The 20,001-nt window shown below is 65.7% G+C and carries 18 protein-coding genes and 1 pseudogene; 16 read left to right on the top strand and 3 right to left on the bottom strand.

All coding sequences use genetic code 11. The annotated features are described in order from the left end of the window. Positions 1-52 precede the first annotated feature (52 nt). The 6 genes and pseudogenes from FHS47_RS14610 to FHS47_RS14585 all read left to right on the top strand — a co-directional run. Positions 53-499 (top strand): annotated as a pseudogene (locus FHS47_RS14610) (hypothetical protein); the annotation flags it as partial. A 111-nt stretch (positions 500-610) separates the two neighbouring features. Continuing rightward, positions 611-1,051 carry an SRPBCC family protein gene (locus tag FHS47_RS14605; protein ID WP_167029373.1) on the top strand — a complete coding sequence of 147 codons (441 nt, stop codon included), beginning with the start codon at positions 611-613 and terminating at the stop codon, positions 1,049-1,051. A gap of 102 nt (positions 1,052-1,153) precedes the next feature. Next, positions 1,154-2,473 carry an ABC transporter permease gene (locus FHS47_RS14600; RefSeq protein WP_167029370.1) on the top strand — a complete coding sequence of 440 codons (1,320 nt, stop codon included), beginning with the start codon at positions 1,154-1,156 and terminating at the stop codon, positions 2,471-2,473. A 10-nt stretch (positions 2,474-2,483) separates the two neighbouring features. Beyond that, on the top strand, positions 2,484-3,695 hold the full coding sequence (locus FHS47_RS14595) for an FtsX-like permease family protein (RefSeq protein ID WP_167030231.1): 1,212 nt from the start codon (positions 2,484-2,486) through the stop codon (positions 3,693-3,695). 158 nt (positions 3,696-3,853) lie between these two features. Continuing rightward, the gene (locus FHS47_RS14590) at positions 3,854-5,215 is read left to right on the top strand and encodes a TolC family outer membrane protein (RefSeq protein ID WP_167029367.1); all 1,362 of its coding nucleotides are present in this window, start codon (positions 3,854-3,856) and stop codon (positions 5,213-5,215) included. A gap of 38 nt (positions 5,216-5,253) precedes the next feature. After that, positions 5,254-6,030: a DUF4440 domain-containing protein gene (locus FHS47_RS14585; RefSeq protein WP_208382031.1), complete on the top strand. Its 777-nt coding sequence runs from the start codon at positions 5,254-5,256 to the stop codon at positions 6,028-6,030. On the opposite strand, the gene FHS47_RS14580 is transcribed toward FHS47_RS14585, so the two are convergent. Together FHS47_RS14580 and FHS47_RS14575 are read right to left on the bottom strand one after the other, a co-directional pair. Then, positions 6,027-6,563 carry an energy transducer TonB gene (locus FHS47_RS14580; protein ID WP_167029364.1) on the bottom strand — a complete coding sequence of 179 codons (537 nt, stop codon included), beginning with the start codon at positions 6,561-6,563 and terminating at the stop codon, positions 6,027-6,029. The two genes, FHS47_RS14585 and FHS47_RS14580, sit on opposite strands and share 4 nt — an antisense overlap. A gap of 60 nt (positions 6,564-6,623) precedes the next feature. After that, entirely contained in the window at positions 6,624-7,241 is a 618-nt protein-coding gene (locus tag FHS47_RS14575) for an ABATE domain-containing protein (RefSeq protein WP_208382030.1), read from the bottom strand. 125 nt (positions 7,242-7,366) lie between these two features. On the opposite strand from FHS47_RS14575, the gene FHS47_RS14570 reads away from it, so the two are divergent. The 7 genes from FHS47_RS14570 to FHS47_RS14540 all read left to right on the top strand — a co-directional run bounded on the left by FHS47_RS14570 (position 7,367) and on the right by FHS47_RS14540 (position 15,255). Further along, positions 7,367-8,059 carry an alpha/beta hydrolase gene (locus FHS47_RS14570; protein WP_167029361.1) on the top strand — a complete coding sequence of 231 codons (693 nt, stop codon included), beginning with the start codon at positions 7,367-7,369 and terminating at the stop codon, positions 8,057-8,059. A gap of 73 nt (positions 8,060-8,132) precedes the next feature. Then, complete coding sequence (locus FHS47_RS14565; protein WP_167029358.1) at positions 8,133-8,987, top strand: alpha/beta hydrolase; 855 nt, start codon at positions 8,133-8,135, stop codon at positions 8,985-8,987. Between the two features lie 115 nt (positions 8,988-9,102). Continuing rightward, a complete protein-coding gene (locus tag FHS47_RS14560) occupies positions 9,103-9,978 on the top strand; it encodes a sulfite exporter TauE/SafE family protein (RefSeq protein WP_167029355.1) in 876 nt (291 codons plus the stop codon). A 265-nt stretch (positions 9,979-10,243) separates the two neighbouring features. After that, positions 10,244-10,885 carry an aldehyde dehydrogenase iron-sulfur subunit PaoA gene (paoA, locus tag FHS47_RS14555; RefSeq protein ID WP_167029352.1) on the top strand — a complete coding sequence of 214 codons (642 nt, stop codon included), beginning with the start codon at positions 10,244-10,246 and terminating at the stop codon, positions 10,883-10,885. Next, the gene (locus FHS47_RS14550; protein ID WP_167029349.1) at positions 10,882-11,841 is read left to right on the top strand and encodes a xanthine dehydrogenase family protein subunit M; all 960 of its coding nucleotides are present in this window, start codon (positions 10,882-10,884) and stop codon (positions 11,839-11,841) included. The genes paoA and FHS47_RS14550 overlap by 4 nt, the downstream gene beginning before the upstream one ends. After that, complete coding sequence (paoC, locus tag FHS47_RS14545; RefSeq protein ID WP_167029346.1) at positions 11,838-14,033, top strand: aldehyde oxidoreductase molybdenum-binding subunit PaoC; 2,196 nt, start codon at positions 11,838-11,840, stop codon at positions 14,031-14,033. Before FHS47_RS14550 ends, paoC begins: the two co-directional genes overlap by 4 nt. Positions 14,034-14,181: 148 nt before the next feature. Continuing rightward, positions 14,182-15,255, top strand: coding sequence for a nitronate monooxygenase family protein (locus FHS47_RS14540; RefSeq protein WP_167029343.1), 1,074 nt, complete (start codon positions 14,182-14,184; stop codon positions 15,253-15,255). Positions 15,256-15,402: 147 nt separating this feature from the next. Here the strand turns inward: FHS47_RS14540 and FHS47_RS14535 are convergent, their stop codons facing one another. Continuing rightward, positions 15,403-16,170: a glycosyltransferase family 2 protein gene (locus FHS47_RS14535; RefSeq protein ID WP_167029340.1), complete on the bottom strand. Its 768-nt coding sequence runs from the start codon at positions 16,168-16,170 to the stop codon at positions 15,403-15,405. A 78-nt stretch (positions 16,171-16,248) separates the two neighbouring features. Between FHS47_RS14535 and FHS47_RS14530 the strand changes: the two genes are divergently transcribed. The 3 genes from FHS47_RS14530 (at position 16,249) to FHS47_RS14520 (ending at position 19,971) form a co-directional block, all read left to right on the top strand. Next, the gene (locus FHS47_RS14530) at positions 16,249-17,283 is read left to right on the top strand and encodes a CDP-glycerol glycerophosphotransferase family protein (RefSeq protein ID WP_167029337.1); all 1,035 of its coding nucleotides are present in this window, start codon (positions 16,249-16,251) and stop codon (positions 17,281-17,283) included. 88 nt (positions 17,284-17,371) lie between these two features. Further along, positions 17,372-18,436 (top strand): HlyD family secretion protein, encoded by a 1,065-nt coding sequence (locus tag FHS47_RS14525; protein WP_167029334.1) that lies wholly within the window; start codon positions 17,372-17,374, stop codon positions 18,434-18,436. Then, positions 18,433-19,971 carry a DHA2 family efflux MFS transporter permease subunit gene (locus FHS47_RS14520; protein ID WP_167029331.1) on the top strand — a complete coding sequence of 513 codons (1,539 nt, stop codon included), beginning with the start codon at positions 18,433-18,435 and terminating at the stop codon, positions 19,969-19,971. The genes FHS47_RS14525 and FHS47_RS14520 overlap by 4 nt, the downstream gene beginning before the upstream one ends. Positions 19,972-20,001 lie beyond the last annotated feature (30 nt).

The raw sequence follows: 20,001 nt of genomic DNA, 5'->3' as shown, positions 1-20,001 counted from the left end.
GACCATGTTTCCGGCCACCTGGCGCCGCCTCGTCGTCGCAGCACTCGTCGTGCTGAGTGCCGCGTGCGCGCCGTCCTCGCACGCGGCACCCGCGCAGGAACGTATCGTCTGTTCGATCGTGGCCGCGGTGAAGTACCAGATTCCGGTCAACGCCATGCTGGCCGTGGCGGAACAGGAAGGCGGCCGGCCCGGTCTTCGCGTGAAGAACCATAACGGCACCTACGATCTCGGTGCGATGCAATTCAACACGGCCTACCTGGGCGAACTACGGAAATACGGCATCTCGGAACAGGACGTCTCCGGCGCCGGCTGCTATCCCTACGAACTGGCCGCGTGGCGTATCCGCACGCATATCGTGAAGGACGGCGGCGACCTCTGGACCCGTATCGCCGATTACCATTCCCGTACTCCCAGGTACAACGCCGAATACCGGCAGGCCGTGATGGCCCGGGCGGCGCGCTGGGCGGAATGGCTCAGGGCAAGGTACAGGACCTACGACGCCTACTGAGATAGGCGTCGATGCGGCGCCCCGGCTCATGTCGAAATCGGGAGCGCCCGTTCGACGGTACAGTCAGAGGGCCTTCCTCTGCCATCGTATCGAGGTGAAACCATGGGTACCGTCAACCTGCATCGCGTCCTGCGCACCACCCCCGAGCGCCTGTTCAAGGCCTTCACCGATCCCGACGCCATGGCCAAGTGGCTGCCGCCGTACGGGTTTACCTGCAAGGTCTTCGAGATGGACGCGACGGTCGGGGGCAGCTTCCGTATGGCGTTCACCAACTTCAGCACGGGTAACGGCCACGCTTTCGGCGGCAAGTACCTCGAACTGGAGCCGGGCAAGCGGCTTCGCTATACCGACGTGTTCGAAGACGCGAACCTCCCGGGCGAGATGGTCACCACCGTGACCATGACGGCGGTGAGCGTGGGTACCGCGCTCGAGGTGACGCAGGAGGGCATCCCCGACGTCATTCCGACCGAAGCCTGCTACCTCGGTTGGCAGGAGTCGCTGATGCAGCTGGCACAGCTCGTCGAGCCCAACATCCCGGGCTGACCTGCCGCAGCTGAAGATGTGCCGGAAGTTGGGGAGCCAATGGCACATCTCCCGGCATGCCCGAGCGTATACCTTGGTCGCCGTCATGACGTGGGGGTACGCATGCTCGGCTATTACCTGGAACTGGCACTGCGCCATGTGAGGCGTAACCCCATGCTCACGGCTTTGATGGTGCTGGCCATCGCCGTGGGTATCGGGACCAGCATGACCACGCTCACGGTGATGCACCTGCTTGCGGGGGATCCGCTTCCCGGGCGCAGCCAGCACCTTTATTACCCCCAGATAGATGTGAGCCCGGAATCCAAGGGACGCGAGCCTTACGACGTGCTCGATTACCGGACGGCCATCGACCTGTGGAGCTCGCGCAAGGCAGATCGGCAGGCATTGATCGTCAACAGCCCGGTGAAGCTGGAGGCGCCGGAAACCACGTTGCCGCCCCTGATGCTGCCCATGCTGTCCACCACCGCGGACTTCTTCCCGATGTTCGACGTTCCGTTCCGCTACGGCAGGGGCTGGAGCGCGGAGGACGACGAGGCACGGGCCCGCGTGGCCGTCATTTCCTCGGATCTGAACGAAAAGCTCTTCGCCGGTGCCAACAGTGTCGGCCGCACGCTGCGGCTGCGCGGCAAGGACGTTCGCATCGTCGGTGTGCTGGCGCCCTGGCGGCCGTCCCCGCTGTTTTACGACGTGAGGGGCGGGCGCTTTTCCAACGGCGACACGGCGGACTTCTACAGCAAGCCCGAAGACGTGGTCACGCCGCTGAACACGGCGCTGGAAATCAACGACGGCAACTTCCAGCAGTTCACCTGCTGGGCCATGCCGCCCACACCCGGCCACCTGCAGAATTCGCCATGCGTATGGGTGGCGCTATGGGTGCAGTTGGGCGACGCGACCAAGGTGGCCGCCTATCGCCGTTATCTCGACGACTATGCGGCGCAACAGCAGGCCCTGGGGCGCATCAAGCTGGGGAACAACAACCGGATGCGGTCGCTCATGGAGTGGCTGGACTTCAACGGCGTGGTCCCCAACGACGTGAAGCTCCAGACCATGCTGGCGTTCGCCTTCCTGGTCATTTGCCTGTGCAACGTGGTGGGCCTGCTCCTGGCCAAGTTCCTGCGCCGCGGTGGAGAGATCGGCCTGCGCCGGGCTCTCGGCGCCACGCGCCGAACCGTCTTCGCGCAATACCTGGTGGAGGCGGGCGTCATTGGAGTCGTCGGTGGCGTGGGCGGCTTGTTGCTCACCCTGCTGGGACTCGCACTCGTACGTCGGCAGCCGGTGCCCTATGCCGATTTCATTCACCTCGACGTGTCGATGTTCCTCACGACCTTCGCGCTTTCGGTGGGCGTCAGCCTGCTCGCCGGCTTGCTGCCGGCCCTGCGCGCGAGCCTTGTCGAGCCTGCACTGCAGTTGAAGGTGATCTGACATGACCATGGTGCAGGTCCAACCTGTTCTCGCCGCGCTCCGCAAGCACCGCATCGCCACCGTGCTCATCGCCCTGGAGATCGCGCTGGCATGCGCGGTGCTGTGCAATGCATGTTTCCTCATCATGCAGCGCGTGCAGGCGATGCATATCGTCAGCGGCGTCGACGAAGACGCACTGGGCACCCTCAAGCTCGACGGCTTCGACCCGGAGCAGGCCACCGATCTCAATGCGCGCGTGCTGTCGGCGTTGCGTGGGATAGCCGGCGTACGCGCGGCAACTGTCGTGAACGCTGTGCCCTTCAGCCAGCACGCCGGGCGTGCCGGCGTGTTCCTCGACGCGGACAAGGCTCAGTTCGGCGGTGTCGTGGAGTTCTATCTCGCGAGCCCGGGTTCGGCGGAGGCATTCGGGCTGCGTCTCGTCGCCGGGCGCTTTCCGACGCAGGAGGAATATGCCCCGGTCGGCACGTTCGTGCCGAAGGATCCGCCGGTCGTGATCACGCGCGCGTTGGCCGAGCACTTCTGGCCCGGCGAGAACCCGCTCGGAAAGACCTTCTGGAGTGGCGACACCTTCCGTGTGATCGGGGTGCTGGATCACCTGGCTGTGCCGGAGCCCGGTGGCGGGGAAGCAAAAGATCCCGACTGGTCGGTGTACGTTCCCGCCCAGCCCGGGCCGCAGTTCGCCGGCAGGTACCTGGTGCGCGCCGATCCGGCCGACCTGCCCGGTGTCATGGCGCGCGCCAGGGAGGCGGTGCTCAAGGCCGCGCCCGAGGCGGTGCTGGATCAGGCGCAAAGCCGGACCATCGCCGAGTTGCGCCACTCCTATTTCCTGGCTTCCCGCGTCATGGCCGGATTGCTGGCCGGCGTGGTGGTCGCATTGCTGGGCACGACGGCGCTCGGCATCGTGGGCCTTGCGAGCTTCTGGGTGGCGCAGCGCAGGAAGCAGATCGGCGTGCGCCGTGCCCTGGGCGCTACAAGCGGCGACATCCTGCGCTATTTCCAGATCGAAAACTTCCTCATCGTCACCATCGGCATCGCGCTCGGCATGGTCCTGGCCTTCGGCATCAATGCCGGCCTGATGAAGTTCTACGAGTTGCCGCGTCTTCCCGCGTGGTACCTGCCTGTCGGCGCGGTGACGCTGTGGGCGCTCGGCCAACTGGCCGTGCTCGCACCCGCGCTGCGCGCGGCCGCCGTTCCGCCCGTTGCGGCGATGCGTTCCGCCTGATGGTGACCGAGGGTGTCCGCGCTCGGCGTCCGCGGACAGGTTCCGCGGCGGACGCGGCGCGCCTCGGGCGGCCCGCATTGCGCGCGTCGGTCGTTTCCGGCATCCGGCACGCTTCTTGCTGATCCGGCCCCATCGATACGTACGTCATAGGGGTAGACATGCAGAAGCGGAAGCTAACCACGTGCCTCGGCCTGTTGCTGGCACTTGCCGGCGGCGTGCCCGTCGCGGCCCGTGCCGAGGATCTCCTCGACATCTACCGCGAGGCGGTGGCCAACGATCCCGTGCTTGCCACGGCCAGTGCGCAGCGCCAGGTGGTAGCGGAGGGCGTGCCGCAAGCGCGGGCCGCGCTGCTTCCGCAGCTGTCGGCGGGGCTCAGCCTGCAACAGTTCCACCCCGGCAACGCCGGCGTCGTGAACGACAACAACGGCAATCCCGAGGTTGTTGCGGGTGGCGGCCATAGCCGCCAGCGCGACTTGTCGCTCAACCTCAATCAAACGGTGGTCGACCTTTCGAAATTCGCACGCGAGCGCCAGGCCAAGCTGACGGCCGAATCGCAGGATGCGACCTACGAAGGCGAATTGCAGGACCTCTACGTCCGCGCGACATCGGCGTATTTCCGGGTGCTCGTTGCGCAAGACCAAGTGGAGGTGTTCCGTTCCTACGAGGACGCGTACAAGCAGCAGTATGACCAGGCCACCACGATGTTCCAGCAGGGTCTGGCGCCCGAGGCGGACCTCACGCAGTCGCAGGCGTATTACCTCTATATCAAGTCGTCCCGCGTCGATGCGGAAAACTCGCTGAGGGACGCGCGCCGTGCCCTCCAGCAGCTGACCGGCAAGGAACCGGGCACCCTCAAGACCTTGCGCGACGACCTGCCCATGGAAAAACCGACGCCCGACAACGCCGATGCATGGGTACAGCAGGCGATGGCGCAGAGCCCGGCCGTGCTCGCGGCGTCGCACCTCGTCCATGCCGACGAGCATTCGATCAATGCCGCGCGTGCCGGCCACCTTCCCACGGTGAACCTGTCGGTGGGTTACGACAAGGCCGGCGCGTGGTCGAACCGGCTTCCGGGGAGCGCGAGCTATGGCACCGGCAACACGACGGTGGGCCTCGTGCTTTCGGTGCCGCTTTTCAGCGGGGGCCTTACCCAGTCACAGGTTCGCCAGGCCATCTCCCAACGCGATGCCGACCAGGGACAGCTGGAAACGGTGCGCCGCCAGACGGCGCGCGACGCGTACAACTACTTCAATCTGGTGGAGACGGGCATCGGCCAGGTGAACGATGCACGCAACGCCGTCGATGCCGCGAAGAAGGCTCTGGCCTCCATGCGCGCCGGCTACGACATCGGTACACAGAGCCTCACCAACGTGGTGGTGGCGATCCAGACGGTGGCGGAGATCCGCAGTCAGTACACCGCCCTGCGCCATCAGTTCATCCTCAACAAGCTCCTCCTCAAGCGCACCGTGGGCGCGGCCACGCTGAAGGACGTCGAGGACATCAACCGGTTGCTTCAGTGATATTGGCCGGGTGCCGGCCGCCAAAAAAGGATGAAGAGATGCAAAGTAAAAGCACCCGCCTGTTGCAGGCTCTGGGCTTTTGCGCCGTCGCGATGCTTTCCTTACCGGCGCATGCCGCTGATGATGACGAATCCCGTATCCGCGCCGTGGATGCGAAGTTCTGGCAGGCATACAACGCCTGCGATCTACAGGCGATGGATGGATTCATCACCGAGAATGTCGAGTTCTACCACGACAAGGGTGGCCTTACCGCCGGCCGCGAAGCGTTGATCGAATCGCTACGCAAAGGTCCTTGCGGCGATCCGAAGATGCACCTAAGACGCGTCGCGGACGAGAAGAGCGTCGCGTTCCATCCCATGAAGGGCGGCTACGGCCTTCTTACCGGACACCACTTCTTCTACGTCACCCATGTAGGAAGTCCCGAACGCCTCGACGGACAAGCCGAGTTCACCACCCTCTGGAAGCTCGACGGCGGGCAATGGCGGATGCATCGCGTGCTCAGCTACGACCACGGACCAGCCACCTATACGCCCCCCGCCCGTACGTTCAACTTGCCCGCCTCCGCGCTTGCTGCGTTCACGGGCCGGTACCGGTCGCCGCACGTGGGCGACATCGTGGTGGTGGTGGAGGGCGATCACCTGAAGCTGACCGCGGGCAATCTGATCGTCACCCTCTACCCTGAAGCGGCAAACCGATTCTTCGCGAAGGAACGCGATCTGCGCTTCCAGTTCGACGTGGGCAGCGAAGGCAAGGCAGGCGCGCTGGCAGTCTATGAAAACGGCACCGTGAGCGAACGCGCGCAGCGCCTGCCTTAACGCGTTGCCGATACCGAAGGCACGCCGTCTTTCAGCTCGAAGCGGAACGCGTAGTCGAGGCTGAAAGGTGCGGTGGTGCGCGTCGTATTGAAGTTGCCCTTGGCGTCCTCGTGGTCCTGTACGACCGTCATGGGCGTATAGCGCCAACGGAGCACCGCATCCCGCACCGCCGCGAAGAACGCCGCGTGGTGTTCGCCGCCCATGGTGTCGAGGTCGCGCACGTCGGTGACCTTGCCCTCGCCGTCGACGATCACCTTGGCGTGGATCGTGGCGGCGAGGTTCGCCGATACCAGTTCGGGCGGATACACCGGCGGCGGATTGTCGATGGGCTGTGCGCCGAAGGTGTGCTGGCTCTTCGTCATCTGATACCGGTTGGCGTCGCTTTCCGGCATGGCGTCGTAGCTCACCTTGGCATCTTTCGTGGGGCCGGGAGCGGCGGCGTGCATGGACGGCTGGTCATGGGCGCAGCCCGCCAGTGCGAGCATGGCCGCGACGGGGATCGCGGTGCGCAGGAAGATCCTGGTCTGCTTCATGGAGTACCCCTGGTCGATGTGGCGCCATCATATCCATGCGGGAGGCGCTCGGGGGCGCTCTCAGGTAGCGGATCTTGCGCGCTGCCGGTGTGCCGTCTGCTTCGCCCGGTTTCCGCACGCCGCCATGCTGCACCAGCGGCGAACGTGGCCGCGCGTGTGGTCGGCAAAGAGCAGGGTGCAGGTCGGGCCCTCGCAAGCCTTGACGTATGAGAAGTCTTCTTCGGCGACGAGCTTCGCCATGGCTTCGCCGATCGGCTGCAGCAACGACTCCGGCGACGACCATCGACGCGTGCGAACGAACCGAAGTTTGCCCCCACCTTCGCTCGGCACGATCGACGCATAGCCCTCGTCGCGCGAGAGCAACTGGTTGAGGGGTTCCAGCTCCTTCAGGTCGTCGGCACCCAGCGCGCGGCCCTTCTTAGTGCGTACGAAACCCCGGAACCATTCGCGCAGGCTGCGGGCCTGACCGGCAAGGCGGTCGAGTTCGCCCGGCATGGCGCGCTCGCGCATGGCATCCAGAACGTCCGAAGGAACCATCCCGGCCTGTTCCAGCCAGGCGAGAAGCCCGGCGCCGTCGTCGATCCAGTCGACAGGCGCGTCCACGGGCGTCGCCACCGAATTCAGAAAGTCCAGGCCGGGGGCGTCGGCGATGAACATGGGGGGCAGGGACTGGGACATGGATGACGACCTCCGGCTGAGGAAAAGTAACCGCCTAAAAAACGCTTGACAAGTTACTACGAGCAATCATAACCTCCTCAAAAACATTTAGGCGGTTACAGTGGACTTCAAGCGGAGAGGTTAGTATGTATACGTCCGACACGACATTTGTCCTGGCACACGGCGCATGGGCGGACGGCTCAAGCTGGTCCAAGGTGATCACACGCCTCCACCACGGAGGGCACAAGGTGGTTACGGCCCCTCTGCCGCTGACGACATTTGCCGACGACGTGGCCTCACTCGAACGCACTGTGGAAAGGGTTGGCGGACCGGTCGTCCTCGTGGCGCACGCCTATGCCGGCGCCGTCGTCGGCGCGGTACGACATCCGGCCGTGAAGGGCCTGGTTTACGTGGCCGCACTCGTGCCGGACGAGGGCGAGACGGTTGCGGACGTCTTCTACCGGGCCGAGCCGCACCCCATGGCGCCGCATCTGGCAGCGGATGGCCATGGCGTCATCTGGCTTCCCGAGCGGGCGTTCGCCCAGGCCTTCGCGCCGAACGCCACAGAGGAGGAGCAAGCGCTTCTCGCCGCCACGCAGCGCCCGATATCGGGAGGCTGCATCACCGTCGCCGTGCCTCGACCACTTTGGAAGGACGTGCCGACCTGGTACCTGGTGGCCGAGCAGGACCGGATGATCGTGGCAAACACCCAGCGATTCATGGCGGAACGCGCGAACGCGAGAATCGTGTCGCATCCGGTCGATCACGCACCCGGCGTCACGGCGCCTGATGCTGTGGTGGACCTGATCCTCCAAGCGGCCCGGACCGTTTCGGCCTAAGCCTGTGGACGCCTCATTCGCCGACAAACAACGACGCCACGACCTGAGTTCCATCACTTACGGAGGCAATGCCATGAGCACGATCAACTACCGCACCGCCAACGTCGACGGCTTCAACGTGTTCTACCGCGAGGCCGGCCCGGCGAACGCGCCGAAGCTGCTTCTGCTCCACGGCTTCCCGTCGTCGAGCCATATGTTTCGCGACCTGATCCCGCTGCTTGCGGATCGTTTCCATATCGTGGCGCCGGATCTGCCGGGCTTCGGTCTCTCCGACATGCCGCCGCGCGAGACCTTTGCCTATACCTTCGACCACCTGGCCGACGTGATCGACCGTTTCACCGAGGTGGTCGGCTTCGACACCTTCGCCGTCTACGTGTTCGACTATGGCGCGCCCACGGGCTTCCGCATCGCGGTCCGCCATCCCGAACGGATCACGGCGATCATTTCGCAGAACGGCAATGCCTACGAGGAAGGACTGAGCGAAGGCTGGAACCCGATCCGCGCGTATTGGCAAGACCCCACCCCGGCGAATCGCGAGGTGTTGCGAGACATGCTGAAGCCGGAGACCACGCGCTGGCAGTACGTGCATGGCGTGGGCGACGAGTCGCGGGTGTCGCCCGACGGCATAGCGCTCGACAACTACTACCTGGCCCGCCCCGGCGCCGATGAAATCCAGCTGGACCTGTTCGGCGACTACAAGAACAACGTAGCGATGTACCCCGCCTTCCAGGCGTATTTCCGCGAGCACAAGCCACGCTTCCTCGCCGTTTGGGGCAAGAACGATCCGTTCTTCCTGCCGCCGGGTGCGGAGGCGTTCAAGCGGGATATTCCCGGCGCGGAAGTGCGCTTCTTCGACACCGGACATTTCGCGCTGGAAACCCATGCGCCCGACATCGCGAAGGCCATCGGCGACTTCCTTTCGCGATGAACCCGTGCGTCGTTGGGGCAACCGCTTTTGTTCCGGGCGGAGAAGAAATTACTCATAAGCGTCATATAAGTGGGCGTCGGCAGGCTGTGCATCCTTCCCCATGCCGAGTGTTCCGATGTTCCTCGCTTTGCTTTTCGTTACCAGTGTTGTTGCGTTCGCGATAAGCACCGTGAGCGGCGGCGGCGCAGGCCTCGTCCTGATGCCTGTCCTTGGCCTCGGCCTTCCTGCAGCGCACGTACCGGCGGCGCTGTCGTTGGGGAGCGCGATCAGCAGCACCGCGCGCTTGGGTATATTCGTAAGACATATCGAGTGGTCTGTGGTCCGGTGGTTCGTGCCGCTGTCGCTTCCCGGTGCCTTTCTCGGCGTCTGGCTGCTGGACCATATGAGTCCGATCTACATCGAGGCGATGCTTGGCCTTTTCCTGCTGGGCAATCTTCCGATGCTGTTCCGTCGGTGCCCCGAGCATGTGGCGGGGCAGGTCGCGCCGAGGAAGATCATGGCTCTTGGTCTTGCCGCCGGGTTTGTCTCCGGCCTTACGGGAGCCGTCGGTCTGCTCTTCAACCGGTTCTATTTGCAGTACGGTCTGAGCAAGCAACAGGTGGTGGCCACGCGCGCGGCGAATGAGATCATGCTTCACCTGACAAAGCTTGCGCTGTACGCCGCCTTCGGCCTGCTCGACAAACATACATTGGGAGCCGGAGCCCTTGTCGGTGTGGCCGCGGTGGCGGCGGCCTTCGGTTCGACGAGGCTCCTTCCTCACCTGAGCGAAGGGCTGTTTCGTCGCATGGGCTATGCGGCGATGATCGTCGCCGGAGCCGTCATGACCGGCAAGGCCGGCCAGGGGCTGGCGGCCAAGCATGAAATAAGTATCGAATCGCGCCATGTGCGCGACGGCATGAACATATCGCTAGGCGGCTTTGGCGGATGGGTCACGTTCGAGCTCCGCCTGCATGTCTATCGTGATGGCGTGCTGGAGAAGTACGAGATCTGATTTGCCATGAACAACCAAGGCGGCCGATACCGCGTCCGTTATCGGAGGTTTTGGGAGAACCGAGCGATGGCGTCCGCTGCGATTGAGTTTGGAGTAACCGCTTTTTCGCTGTCGCTTCACGCGTGCAGTCGGATGTTCCCCAGGTCCAGGTTGGTCTGTTCGGCCTCCGCCGCCGTGGCAGTCCCCGCGACGATGTTTTACGCTCCAACGGCTAGTCCAGCCCGCCTGTCCAGGCTAAATCCCCAACAGCGCTGAGGACTCGATCATGGCTCCATCGAACGACTGGAAGTTCACGCGGCGCGATGTCCTCAAGATGGGCGCCATGTCGGTCACGGCCCTGGCGGCCCCCCGCCTGGTCACGGCTGCCTCCGAACCTGGAGCCACCGGCAAGCCGGTGACGGCGAAGGTTGCCCTCGAGGTCAACGGCACGCCGCAGGCGCTGGAACTCGATACGCGCACGACCCTGCTCGACGCCCTGCGCGAGCACATGCACCTGACCGGCACCAAGAAGGGTTGCGACCACGGGCAATGCGGTGCCTGCACCGTCATCGTCGACGGCCGCCGCATCAACAGCTGCCTCACGCTGGCGGTGATGCACGAAGGCGCGAAGGTCACCACGATCGAAGGCCTGGGCAAACCCGGCAGCCTCCACCCGATGCAGGCTGCATTCGTGAAGCACGACGGCTACCAGTGCGGGTACTGCACGCCGGGACAGATCTGCTCCGCGGTGGCGGTGCTGGACGAGATCAAGGAGGACATCCCAAGCCACGTGACGGGCGATCTGACGGCGAAGGCCCGATTCAGCCGCACGGAGGTCCGGGAGCGCATGAGCGGCAACATTTGCCGCTGCGGCGCCTACTCCAATATCCATGACGCGATCGAGGAAGTGGCGGGGGGTGCGGCATGAGGCCCTTCACCTACGAGCGCGCCGAATCGCCTAAGGCAGCCGCCGCAGCCGCCGCGATGACGCCGAACGCCAGGTTCATCGCGGGGGGTACGAACCTGCTTGACCTGATGAAGATCGACATCGAGCAGCCGGCCCACCTGATCGACGTGAACGGCCTGGATCTTGCCCGGATCGAAGGCACGGACGATGGCGGCGTGCGCATCGGTGCGCTGGTGCGCAATACCGATCTTGCCGCCGATGCACGCATCCGGCGCGATTACCCGCTACTCTCCCGCGCCTTGCTGGCTGGCGCATCGGGCCAGTTGCGGAACAAGGCGACCACGGCCGGAAACCTGCTCCAGCGCACCCGTTGCCCGTACTTCTACGACACCAACCAGGCATGCAATAAACGCCTGCCGGGCAGCGGCTGCGCCGCACTGGGCGGCTTCAGCCGATCGCATGCCATCGTTGGCGTCAGCAAGGCCTGCATCGCGGTGCACCCGAGCGACATGGCGGTGGCGATGCGCGCCCTCGACGCCACCGTGGAAACCATAAAGCCCGACGGCAGCGTGCGCCGCATTCCCATCGCGGATTTCCACACGCTCCCGGGCAACACGCCGCACATCGAGAACGTGCTGACGAAGGGTGAGCTCATCACGGCGGTCACCCTGCCCAAGCCCATCGGCGGGCACCAGCTCTATCACAAGGTGCGCGACCGCGCGTCGTATGCCTTTGCTCTCGTATCGGTCGCCCTGGTGGTACAACCCGACGGTAGCGGACGCGTCGCGCTCGGCGGCGTGGCACACAAGCCCTGGCGCATGGAGGCTGCGGACGCCGAACTGCCAAAGGGCGCGAAGGCTGCGGCGGCACGCCTGCTCGCCGGCGCACAGACTACCGACGACAACGCGTTCAAGCTGACGCTGGTCGAACGCACCCTGGCTGCGACGCTGGCCGAAGCGAAGGAGCGGACCGCATGAAATTCGACACGCCCGCCACCACCAATCCCATCGACCGTCTGAAGGTAGTCGGCAAGCCCCTCGACCGCATCGAAGGGCCGCTGAAGACCACCGGTACCGCGCCTTATGCGTACGAGCGACACGACGTGGCGCCGAATCACGCCTATGGCTACGTCGTGGGGTCGTCGATCGCGAAAGGGCGCATTGTCGCTATCGACACGTCGAAGGCACGCAGGGCTCCGGGCGTGCTCGCCGTCGTCACCGCCCAGAACGCCGGCAAGCTGGGAAAGGGCAACTTCAACACGGCGCGCCTGCTCGGCGGCCCCGACATCGAGCACTACCACCAGGCGGTGGCGGTGGTGGTGGCAGAAACCTTCGAGCAGGCGCGTTCCGCGGCGCAGCTCGTCCACGTGGACTATGCGCGCGCCAAGGGCACATTCGATCTCGCCGCAGCCAAAGGTTCCGCCACCAAGCCGAAGGACGGCAAGCCGGACACGGCGGTGGGCGACTTCGATAAAGCCTTCGCCGCGTCGGCCGTGAAACTGGATGCCACGTACACCACGCCTGACCAGAGCCACGCCATGATGGAGCCGCACGCGACTATTGCGGCGTGGGAGGGCAACAGGCTCACCCTGTGGACGGCAAACCAGATGATCGACTGGAGCCGCGGCGACGTGGCGAAGACCTTGGGTATTCCGAAAGAGAACGTACGCCTGGTGTCGCCGTACATCGGCGGGGGCTTCGGCGGAAAGCTCTTCGTTCGCGCAGACGCGATCATGGCGGCGCTCGGTGCGCGCGCCGCGGGCAGGCCGGTGGCCGTTGCCTTGCAGCGTCCGCTCATGATGAACAACACCACGCACCGTCCCGCCACGATCCAGCGCATACGCATCGGCACGTCGAAAGACGGCAAGATCGACGCCATCGCGCATGAAAGCTGGTCCGGCGACCTTCCCGGCGGCGGTCCGGAAACCGCGGTGTCGCAGACCCGTCTGCTCTATGCGGGCCCGAACCGCATGACCGCGATGCGCCTGGCGGTGCTCGACCTGCCCGAAGGCAATGCCATGCGCGCCCCGGGCGAGGCGCCGGGCATGATGGCGCTGGAGATCGCCATCGACGAGATCGCCGAGAAAGCGGGTGTGGATCCCGTAGAGTTCCGCATCCTCAACGACACGCAGGTGGACCCGGAGAATCCGAAGCGGCCGTTCTCGCAACGCCGCTTCGTGGAGTGCATGCGCACGGGGGCGAAGAAATTCGGTTGGGAGCGGCGCGCGACGCGTCCGGGCAGTGTGCGCGAAGGGCGTTGGCTGAAGGGCATGGGCGTAGCCTCCGCTTTCCGCAACAACCTGGTGATGAAGTCTGCGGCCCGCGTGCGTCTGGAGCGCAGCGGGCGCCTCGTCGTCGAAACGGACATGACCGACATCGGCACGGGCAGCTACACCATCATCGGCCAGACCGCCGCGGAAATGCTCGGCCTGCCGTTGGACCGCGTGGACGTGCGCCTGGGCGATTCCAGCTTCCCGGTGTCGGCGGGATCGGGCGGACAGTGGGGCGGCAACAGCTCCACGGCCGGCGTCTACGCGGCCTGCGTGAAACTGCGCGAGGCGATTGCGCAAAAGCTTGGTGTCGATGCGAACACGGCGGTATTCGACGGCGGCGACGTCGTGGCGAACGACCGGCGTGTGCCGCTGGCCAAGGCCGTGGCGGACGGAGATATCGTGGCCGAGGACGGCATGGAATACGGCGACCTCGACGAGCGCTACCAGCAATCCACGTTCGGTGCCCACTTCGTGGAAGTGCGGGTGGACGCCGCCACCGGCGAGATCCGCATCGATCGCATGCTGGCCGTTTGCGCCGCAGGGCGCATCCTCAACCCCAAGTCGGCGCGCAGCCAGGTGATCGGCGCGATGACCATGGGCGTTGGCGCGGCGCTCATGGAAGACCTGGTGGTCGACAAGCGGCTGGGTTTCTTCGTGAACCACGACCTCGCCTCGTACGAAGTGCCGGTGCATGCCGACATTCCGCACCAGGAGGTGGTATTCCTCGACGAGACCGACCCGATCTCCTCGCCCATGAAGGCCAAGGGTGTCGGCGAACTGGGCATCTGCGGCGTGGCTGCCGCGGTGGCGAACGCGGTGTACAACGCGACCGGCGTGCGCGTGCGCGATTACCCCGTCACGCTGGACAAGTTCCTCGACAAGTTGCCGCCGGTTTGATGTAGGAGCCGCATCAGCGGCGACGGGTACTCGCGGCAAGCGTGCCCGTTGCCGCGGGATCGCCGGCATAGCCGGCTCCCACACGGCCCCCCTCGCCCAACGGCAGTCCCGCTATGCTTGGCGGAAACCGCACTGCACCGGTGAGACCATGGCCGCCTGGAAAGACCGCCGTATCCTCGATCTGCTCGCGATTGAGCAACCCCTGCTGCTCGCGCCCATGGCGGGCGCCGGGCTGGCGCCCCTGGCCATTGCAGTGGCGAAGGCCGGCGGCCTGGGTGCGATCCCGTGCTCCTCCCTGCCCGTGGAGAAGGCGGCGGCCGAGGTGGTCGCATTCCGGGACGCGGTGGACGGCCCGATCAACCTCAACTTCTTCGCCCATCGGCCCGAGGCACCCACGGCGGAAGCCAACGCGCGATGGCTCGAAAGGCTGGCGCCGTATTTCGAGGAATTCGGCATCGACGCGAGCGACCTGCCGCCCGCCGGTGGCCGCGCGCCCTTCGACGAGGCCATGTGCACCATGGTCGAATCGTTGCGGCCGGAGGTGGTGAGCTTCCACTTCGGGCTGCCGCAGGAGCCGCTGCTCGCCCGCGTGAAAGCCACCGGGGCCGTCGTGCTCTCCTCGGCCACCACCGTGGCGGAAGGCCGTTGGCTCGCGGAGCGAGGCTGCGATGCAGTGATCGCGCAGGGCTACGAGGCCGGCGGTCACCGCGGCAACTTCCTCACCGACGACATGGCCACCCAGCCCGGCACCATGGCCCTCGTGCCGCAACTCGTCGATGCACTGCACGTGCCCGTGATCGCCGCTGGCGCCATCTCGGACGGGCGCGGCATGGCAGCGGCGCTATGTCTGGGTGCGTCGGCCGTGCAGGTGGGCACCGCGTTCCTCCTGGCCGAGGAAGCGACCACGGTGACGGTGCATCGCCAGGCCCTGCGAGAGGCTCGCGACGACAACACCGCGATCACCAACGTTCTCACCGGTCGCCCCGCGCGCGGCGTGTTGAACCGCGTGATGCGCGAGCTGGGCCCGCTGACCGGCGATGCCCTGCCGTTCCCGCTCGCGGGCGGTCCGCTCGCACCGTTGCGCAAGGTGGCCGAAGCGCGGGGCCTTGGCGACTTCCAGCCGCTATGGGCAGGTCAGTCGGCGGCGCTGGCCCGGGACGGTTCGGCCACGGCCATCACCCGCGACATCGTCGAAGTGGCCGCGCGCTTGTTGCGCGTTTGAGGCAAGCACCCATCGCCGCTGAAGCGGCTCCCACAAAAGGCCAGGCCGCTCGGGCTGATCTGTGTGGGAGCGGTTCCCACACGAATGCCAGGTTGCCCTGTGTGGCAGCCGGCTCTGCCGGCGATCCCGCGGCAGCGGGCAACGCGCCTAGGGCTTCTGCCCCTGCTGCAACAACCAGAGCTTCACGTACTTGCGTCGCACGTATTCCACGCGCAACAGCGCGTAGACGATGCCCCGCCAGCCGTCGAGGAAGCCGGCGCGCAGCACATAGCCGCGGAAGAAGCGCCACATCGGGCTGAGCACGATCTGCGCGAGCGTGGCGCGTTTGCCGGCGGCGAATTCCTCGGTGGCCATCATGTGTGCATACCGTTCCTGCTTCGCCATCAGTTCCGACAGCGAGCGGTACGGATAGTGGTCGAGGAAGCCGGATAGCATGCGCACCTCGCCGTCGACGCTCACCGACTCGTGGATCTCGCGCGGGCCACGCCAGCCGCCCCGGCGGCGATCGAACAGCCGCAGCACTTTGTCCGCCCCGGCGTTGCCGTAACGCATGAAGCGGCCGAAGAAGTCGTTGCGGCGATGGAAACGGTAGCCGGCGGCGTCGAAGCCCTTGTCGCAGGCCGCTTCGATAGCCGCGCGGAGATCGGCACCGACGCGCTCGTCAGCGTCCAGGCAGAGCACCCAGTCGTTCTTCGCCTGCGCCACCGCGAAGGCTTTCTGGCTGCGGAAGCCGTCGAAGGGCCGCGACATGACGCGGGCCCCCGCCTTCCGGGCGATATCGAGGGTGTCGTCGGTGGAGCCGCCGTCGACCACCACCATGTCGTCGCAGAAGCCGGCGGCGGAAGCCAGGCAGTCGTGGATGCGATCGGCCTCGTTCTGGGTGATCACGCAGAGGGAAATGGGCCGTAGGGTCATCGAGATGCGGGGTCGGGTAGCGAGCCGTCATAATGCCACGTCGTCCCTTGCGGAGTGCCGCCCTTGCCCGCGTGCCTGATGTTCGCCACCGAGTCCTACGGCCTGCCGATCCTGCGTCCCCTGGCCGCGGCGGCGCGCGCGCGAGGCATCGATGTGGGCTGGGTAGTGCCGGCGGCTGTCGCGGCGCAGCTCGCGCCAGACGAGCACCGCGTGCGCAGCCTGCGCGAAGCGCATGCCCTGCGGCCGGACGCCGTGTATTGCGCCGCCAACTGGGTGTCTCCGGCGTTGCCCGGCATCAAGGTGCAGGTGTTCCACGGATTCAATGCGCAGAAGCGTGAGCCCGACCGCGGCCATTTCGCCATTCGCGGGTTCTTCGACCTCTACGTGACCCAAGGGCCGGCGACCACCGTGCCGTTCGAGGCGCTGGCGCGCGAGCATGGCTATTTCGCCGTGGTCGAAACGGGCTGGCCGAAACTGGATCCGCTGTTCGCGCCGTCGTCGTCGTCGCCTACCGGACTTCCGTCGCGCGACGGGCGGCCGGTAGTGATGTACGCCTCGACCTTCAGCCATCGCCTCAGCAGCGCACCCGCCATGCTGGAGCCGCTACGCGCCATGATCGCGCGCGGCGACCGCCAGTGGTTGCTCACGCTGCATCCGAAGTGCGACGAAGCACTGTTCGCCGCATATCGCGGACTGGAAGCGCCCAACGCGCGTTTCCTCACATCCGATCACCTGGTCGAGATGGAACGGGCCGCGGATGTACTGGTGTGCGACACCTCGTCCGTCGTCCACGAGTTCGCGGTGATGGGTAAACCGGTGGTCACGGTGGCGAATCGCGTGCCGCAACCGTTCATGCTCGACGTGCCGACACCCGCCGACGTGGACGCCGCCATCGACCTCGCGCTGTCGCACCCCCCCGAACTGATGGCCGCCATCCGCGCGCACGGCGACGACATACACCCCTACCGCGACGGCCACTCCAGCGACCGTGTGCTGGACGCGGTGGAAGCCTTCCAGCGTGGCGAATTCGGCATGCTGAAACGCAAGCCGCTGAACCTCGTGCGGCGGTTCAAGGCGCTGCGGGACATTCGCGAACTGCTCGACCTGGGCTGATACGTCGCCTTCCGGGGGCGCGCCCTCTTGAGATTAAGCTCATCATCCATAAAAGTATGGGCGTAATTCTTTCCCCAGGTAAGCGCCCGTGTCCGCCATCGCCGATTCCGTCATTGCCAGTTCGACCAGAAAGAAACCCTGGAAAATCCTTGCGTTAGGTTTAGCCGGATGCGGCGTCGCGCTTTATGGAATCCATTGGTGGACGGCGGGGCGATTCGTGGTCGATACCGACGACGCCTACGTCGGCGGAGACATCACGGTGATCGCTCCGAAGGTGTCGGGGTACATCCAGACGGTGGCGGTAACCGACAATCAGTTTGTCCACAAGGGCGACCTGCTGGTGAAGATCGACGACCGGGATTACCGGGCGGCCGTGGAGCGCGCGGACGCGGCGGTAGTGGCCCAGGAGGCCGCGCTGCGCAACCTCGACGCGGTGGAACGCCTTCAGCACAGCAACATCGCCCAGGCCCGGGCGGGGCTGGACGCCGCGCAGGCAGAAACCACGCGTTCCAGGCTAGACGACGAACGCAGCCGCCAACTGGTGGCGCGCGCGGCGGTGTCCGTGGAAAGCGCCCAGCGCGCGACGGCGACCTTCCAGACCGCGCGCGCCGCGACCGACCGCGCCGCGGCTGCCGTGCTTGGCGCGCGGCAGCAACTGGACGTGATCGCGACGCAGAAAAACCAGGCGCAGGCTGCGCTGGACCAGGCACGCGCCGAAGCGGAGGTGGCGAGGCTCAATCTCTCCTATACCGAGCTGCGCGCGCCGGTGGACGGCGTGATCGGAAATCGCCGCGCGCGAGTGGGCAGCTACGCGGCAGCCGCCACACAGATGCTCGTGGTCGTGCCGGCGCACGGGCTGTGGGTGGACGCAAACTTCAAGGAAGACCAGTTGGCGCACATGCGCGTGGGACAGGTGGTGGACGTGCGCGCGGACGTCTTGCCTGGGCGGGTGTTCAAAGGGCGCGTCGCCAGCCTGGCTCCGGCAACCGGCGCGCAGTTCAGCGTGCTGCCGCCCGAGAACGCCACCGGCAACTTCACGAAGATCGTGCAGCGTGTACCCGTTCGGGTGACGCTCAATGGCGCGGATGGTGATCTCGGCGTGCTGCGGCCCGGCCTGTCCGTCACCGCGCGCATCGACACGAAAGCCCCATGAGCCCCGTCGCCCACCTCACGCAAGGGCAGAAGATCTTCGCCTTTGCCACGATGTGCCTGGGCATGTTCATCGCCTTGCTGGATATCCAGATCGTGTCGGCATCGCTGCGCGATATCGGCGGCGGACTCTCTGCCGGCGCGGACGATACGGCATGGGTGCAGACGAGCTACCTGATTGCCGAGATCGTGGTGATCCCACTGTCGGGCTGGCTAAGCCGGGTGTTCTCGACGCGCTGGCTGTTCGCTGCGTCGGCGGCGGGATTCACCGTGACCAGCCTGCTTTGCGGTTCTGCATGGGATATCCAGAGCATGATCTGGTTCCGCGCCGCGCAGGGCTTCCTCGGTGGCTCCATGATCCCGCTGGTGTTCACCTCCGCCTTCGTTTTCTTTGAAGGCAAGCAACGCACGATCGCTGCGGCCACCATCGGAGCCATAGCCTCACTGGCACCCACGCTGGGCCCCACGCTGGGCGGATGGATTACCGACAACTATTCCTGGCACTGGCTGTTCTTCGTAAACCTTCCGCCCGGGATCTTCGTGGCCGTTGCCGTACCCCTGCTGGTCAAGATCGACGAACCGAACCTCGCGTTGCTCAAAGACGGCGACTGGATCGGTATCGCCCTGATCGCCATCTTCCTCGGCTGCCTGGAATACACGCTGGAGGAAGGGCCGCGATGGAACTGGCTGGACGACGGAACGATCCGCGCCACGGCATGGACCAGCGCCGTGTCCGGCCTGCTTTTCGTCTGGCGAGGGCTGGCGGCCGAACATCCCGTCGTCGACCTGCGTGCGCTTCGCGACCGTAATTTCGCCCTCGGCTGCTTCTTTTCCTTCGTGACCGGCATCGGCCTGTTCGGCACGATCTACCTCACCCCGCTATTCCTCGGGCGCGTGGAAGGTTATAGCGCGCTCCAGATCGGCCAGGCGATCTTCTCCACAGGCGTGTTCCAGATTCTCGGCATTCCCGTTTACGCATGGCTGGCCGGCCGTGTCGATCTTCGCTGGATCCTCATGGGCGGCCTTGCCCTGTTCACTGTCTCGATGTTCGAGTTCACGCCGATCACGCACGACTGGAGTTGGCGCGAACTGATCTTTCCGCAGGCGTTGCGTGGTTTCGCGCAGCAGTTCGCCGTGGCGCCGACGGTGATCCTGACCCTTGGAGGCCTGCCTCCGGCCCGCCTCAAGCAGGCGTCGGGCCTGTTCAACCTGATGCGCAACCTGGGCGGCGCCATGGGCATCGCGGGTTGCGCCACCATCCTCAACGACCGCACGAACCTGCATTTCCAGCGCATGGCGGAACACCTCACACCCGCCAGCGAGCCGCTCAACCATCTTATGGAGGGTATCCAGGCCGATACGGATGCCTACACGACGGCACTTAAATCGCTCTGGCAACTGACGTTCCGCGAGGCGCAGACACTGACCTTCAGCGACGCCTTCGCTTCCATCATGGTCTGCTTCGCCCTCGCGACGATCATGGTGCCCCTGATGCGAAAGGTAAGGCCGCCGTCGGCTCCGTCGGCTGACGCGCACTGAGCCGGCGTCAGCAGGTACGTTGCCGTTATG

Origin of the sequence: Luteibacter sp. SG786 (assembly GCF_011759605.1) — a bacterium.
In the GTDB taxonomy this organism is placed as follows: domain Bacteria; phylum Pseudomonadota; class Gammaproteobacteria; order Xanthomonadales; family Rhodanobacteraceae; genus Luteibacter.
Note: the sequence above shows the minus strand (reverse complement) of the source record. Positions and strands in the feature narration are given on the sequence as shown.

Excerpts from the sequence above, each read along its gene's own strand:
- FHS47_RS14605 (WP_167029373.1), top strand. The coding sequence starts at position 611 with ATGGGTACCGTCAACCTGCATCGCGTCCTGCGCACCACCCCCGAGCGC.
- FHS47_RS14600 (WP_167029370.1), top strand. The coding sequence starts at position 1,154 with ATGCTCGGCTATTACCTGGAACTGGCACTGCGCCATGTGAGGCGTAAC.
- FHS47_RS14590 (WP_167029367.1), top strand. The coding sequence starts at position 3,854 with ATGCAGAAGCGGAAGCTAACCACGTGCCTCGGCCTGTTGCTGGCACTT.
- FHS47_RS14585 (WP_208382031.1), top strand. The coding sequence starts at position 5,254 with ATGCAAAGTAAAAGCACCCGCCTGTTGCAGGCTCTGGGCTTTTGCGCC.
- FHS47_RS14580 (WP_167029364.1), bottom strand. The coding sequence starts at position 6,563 with ATGAAGCAGACCAGGATCTTCCTGCGCACCGCGATCCCCGTCGCGGCC.
- FHS47_RS14575 (WP_208382030.1), bottom strand. The coding sequence starts at position 7,241 with ATGTCCCAGTCCCTGCCCCCCATGTTCATCGCCGACGCCCCCGGCCTG.
- FHS47_RS14570 (WP_167029361.1), top strand. The coding sequence starts at position 7,367 with ATGTATACGTCCGACACGACATTTGTCCTGGCACACGGCGCATGGGCG.
- FHS47_RS14565 (WP_167029358.1), top strand. The coding sequence starts at position 8,133 with ATGAGCACGATCAACTACCGCACCGCCAACGTCGACGGCTTCAACGTG.
- FHS47_RS14560 (WP_167029355.1), top strand. The coding sequence starts at position 9,103 with ATGTTCCTCGCTTTGCTTTTCGTTACCAGTGTTGTTGCGTTCGCGATA.
- paoA (WP_167029352.1), top strand. The coding sequence starts at position 10,244 with ATGGCTCCATCGAACGACTGGAAGTTCACGCGGCGCGATGTCCTCAAG.
- FHS47_RS14550 (WP_167029349.1), top strand. The coding sequence starts at position 10,882 with ATGAGGCCCTTCACCTACGAGCGCGCCGAATCGCCTAAGGCAGCCGCC.
- paoC (WP_167029346.1), top strand. The coding sequence starts at position 11,838 with ATGAAATTCGACACGCCCGCCACCACCAATCCCATCGACCGTCTGAAG.
- FHS47_RS14540 (WP_167029343.1), top strand. The coding sequence starts at position 14,182 with ATGGCCGCCTGGAAAGACCGCCGTATCCTCGATCTGCTCGCGATTGAG.
- FHS47_RS14535 (WP_167029340.1), bottom strand. The coding sequence starts at position 16,170 with ATGACCCTACGGCCCATTTCCCTCTGCGTGATCACCCAGAACGAGGCC.
- FHS47_RS14530 (WP_167029337.1), top strand. The coding sequence starts at position 16,249 with ATGTTCGCCACCGAGTCCTACGGCCTGCCGATCCTGCGTCCCCTGGCC.
- FHS47_RS14520 (WP_167029331.1), top strand. The coding sequence starts at position 18,433 with ATGAGCCCCGTCGCCCACCTCACGCAAGGGCAGAAGATCTTCGCCTTT.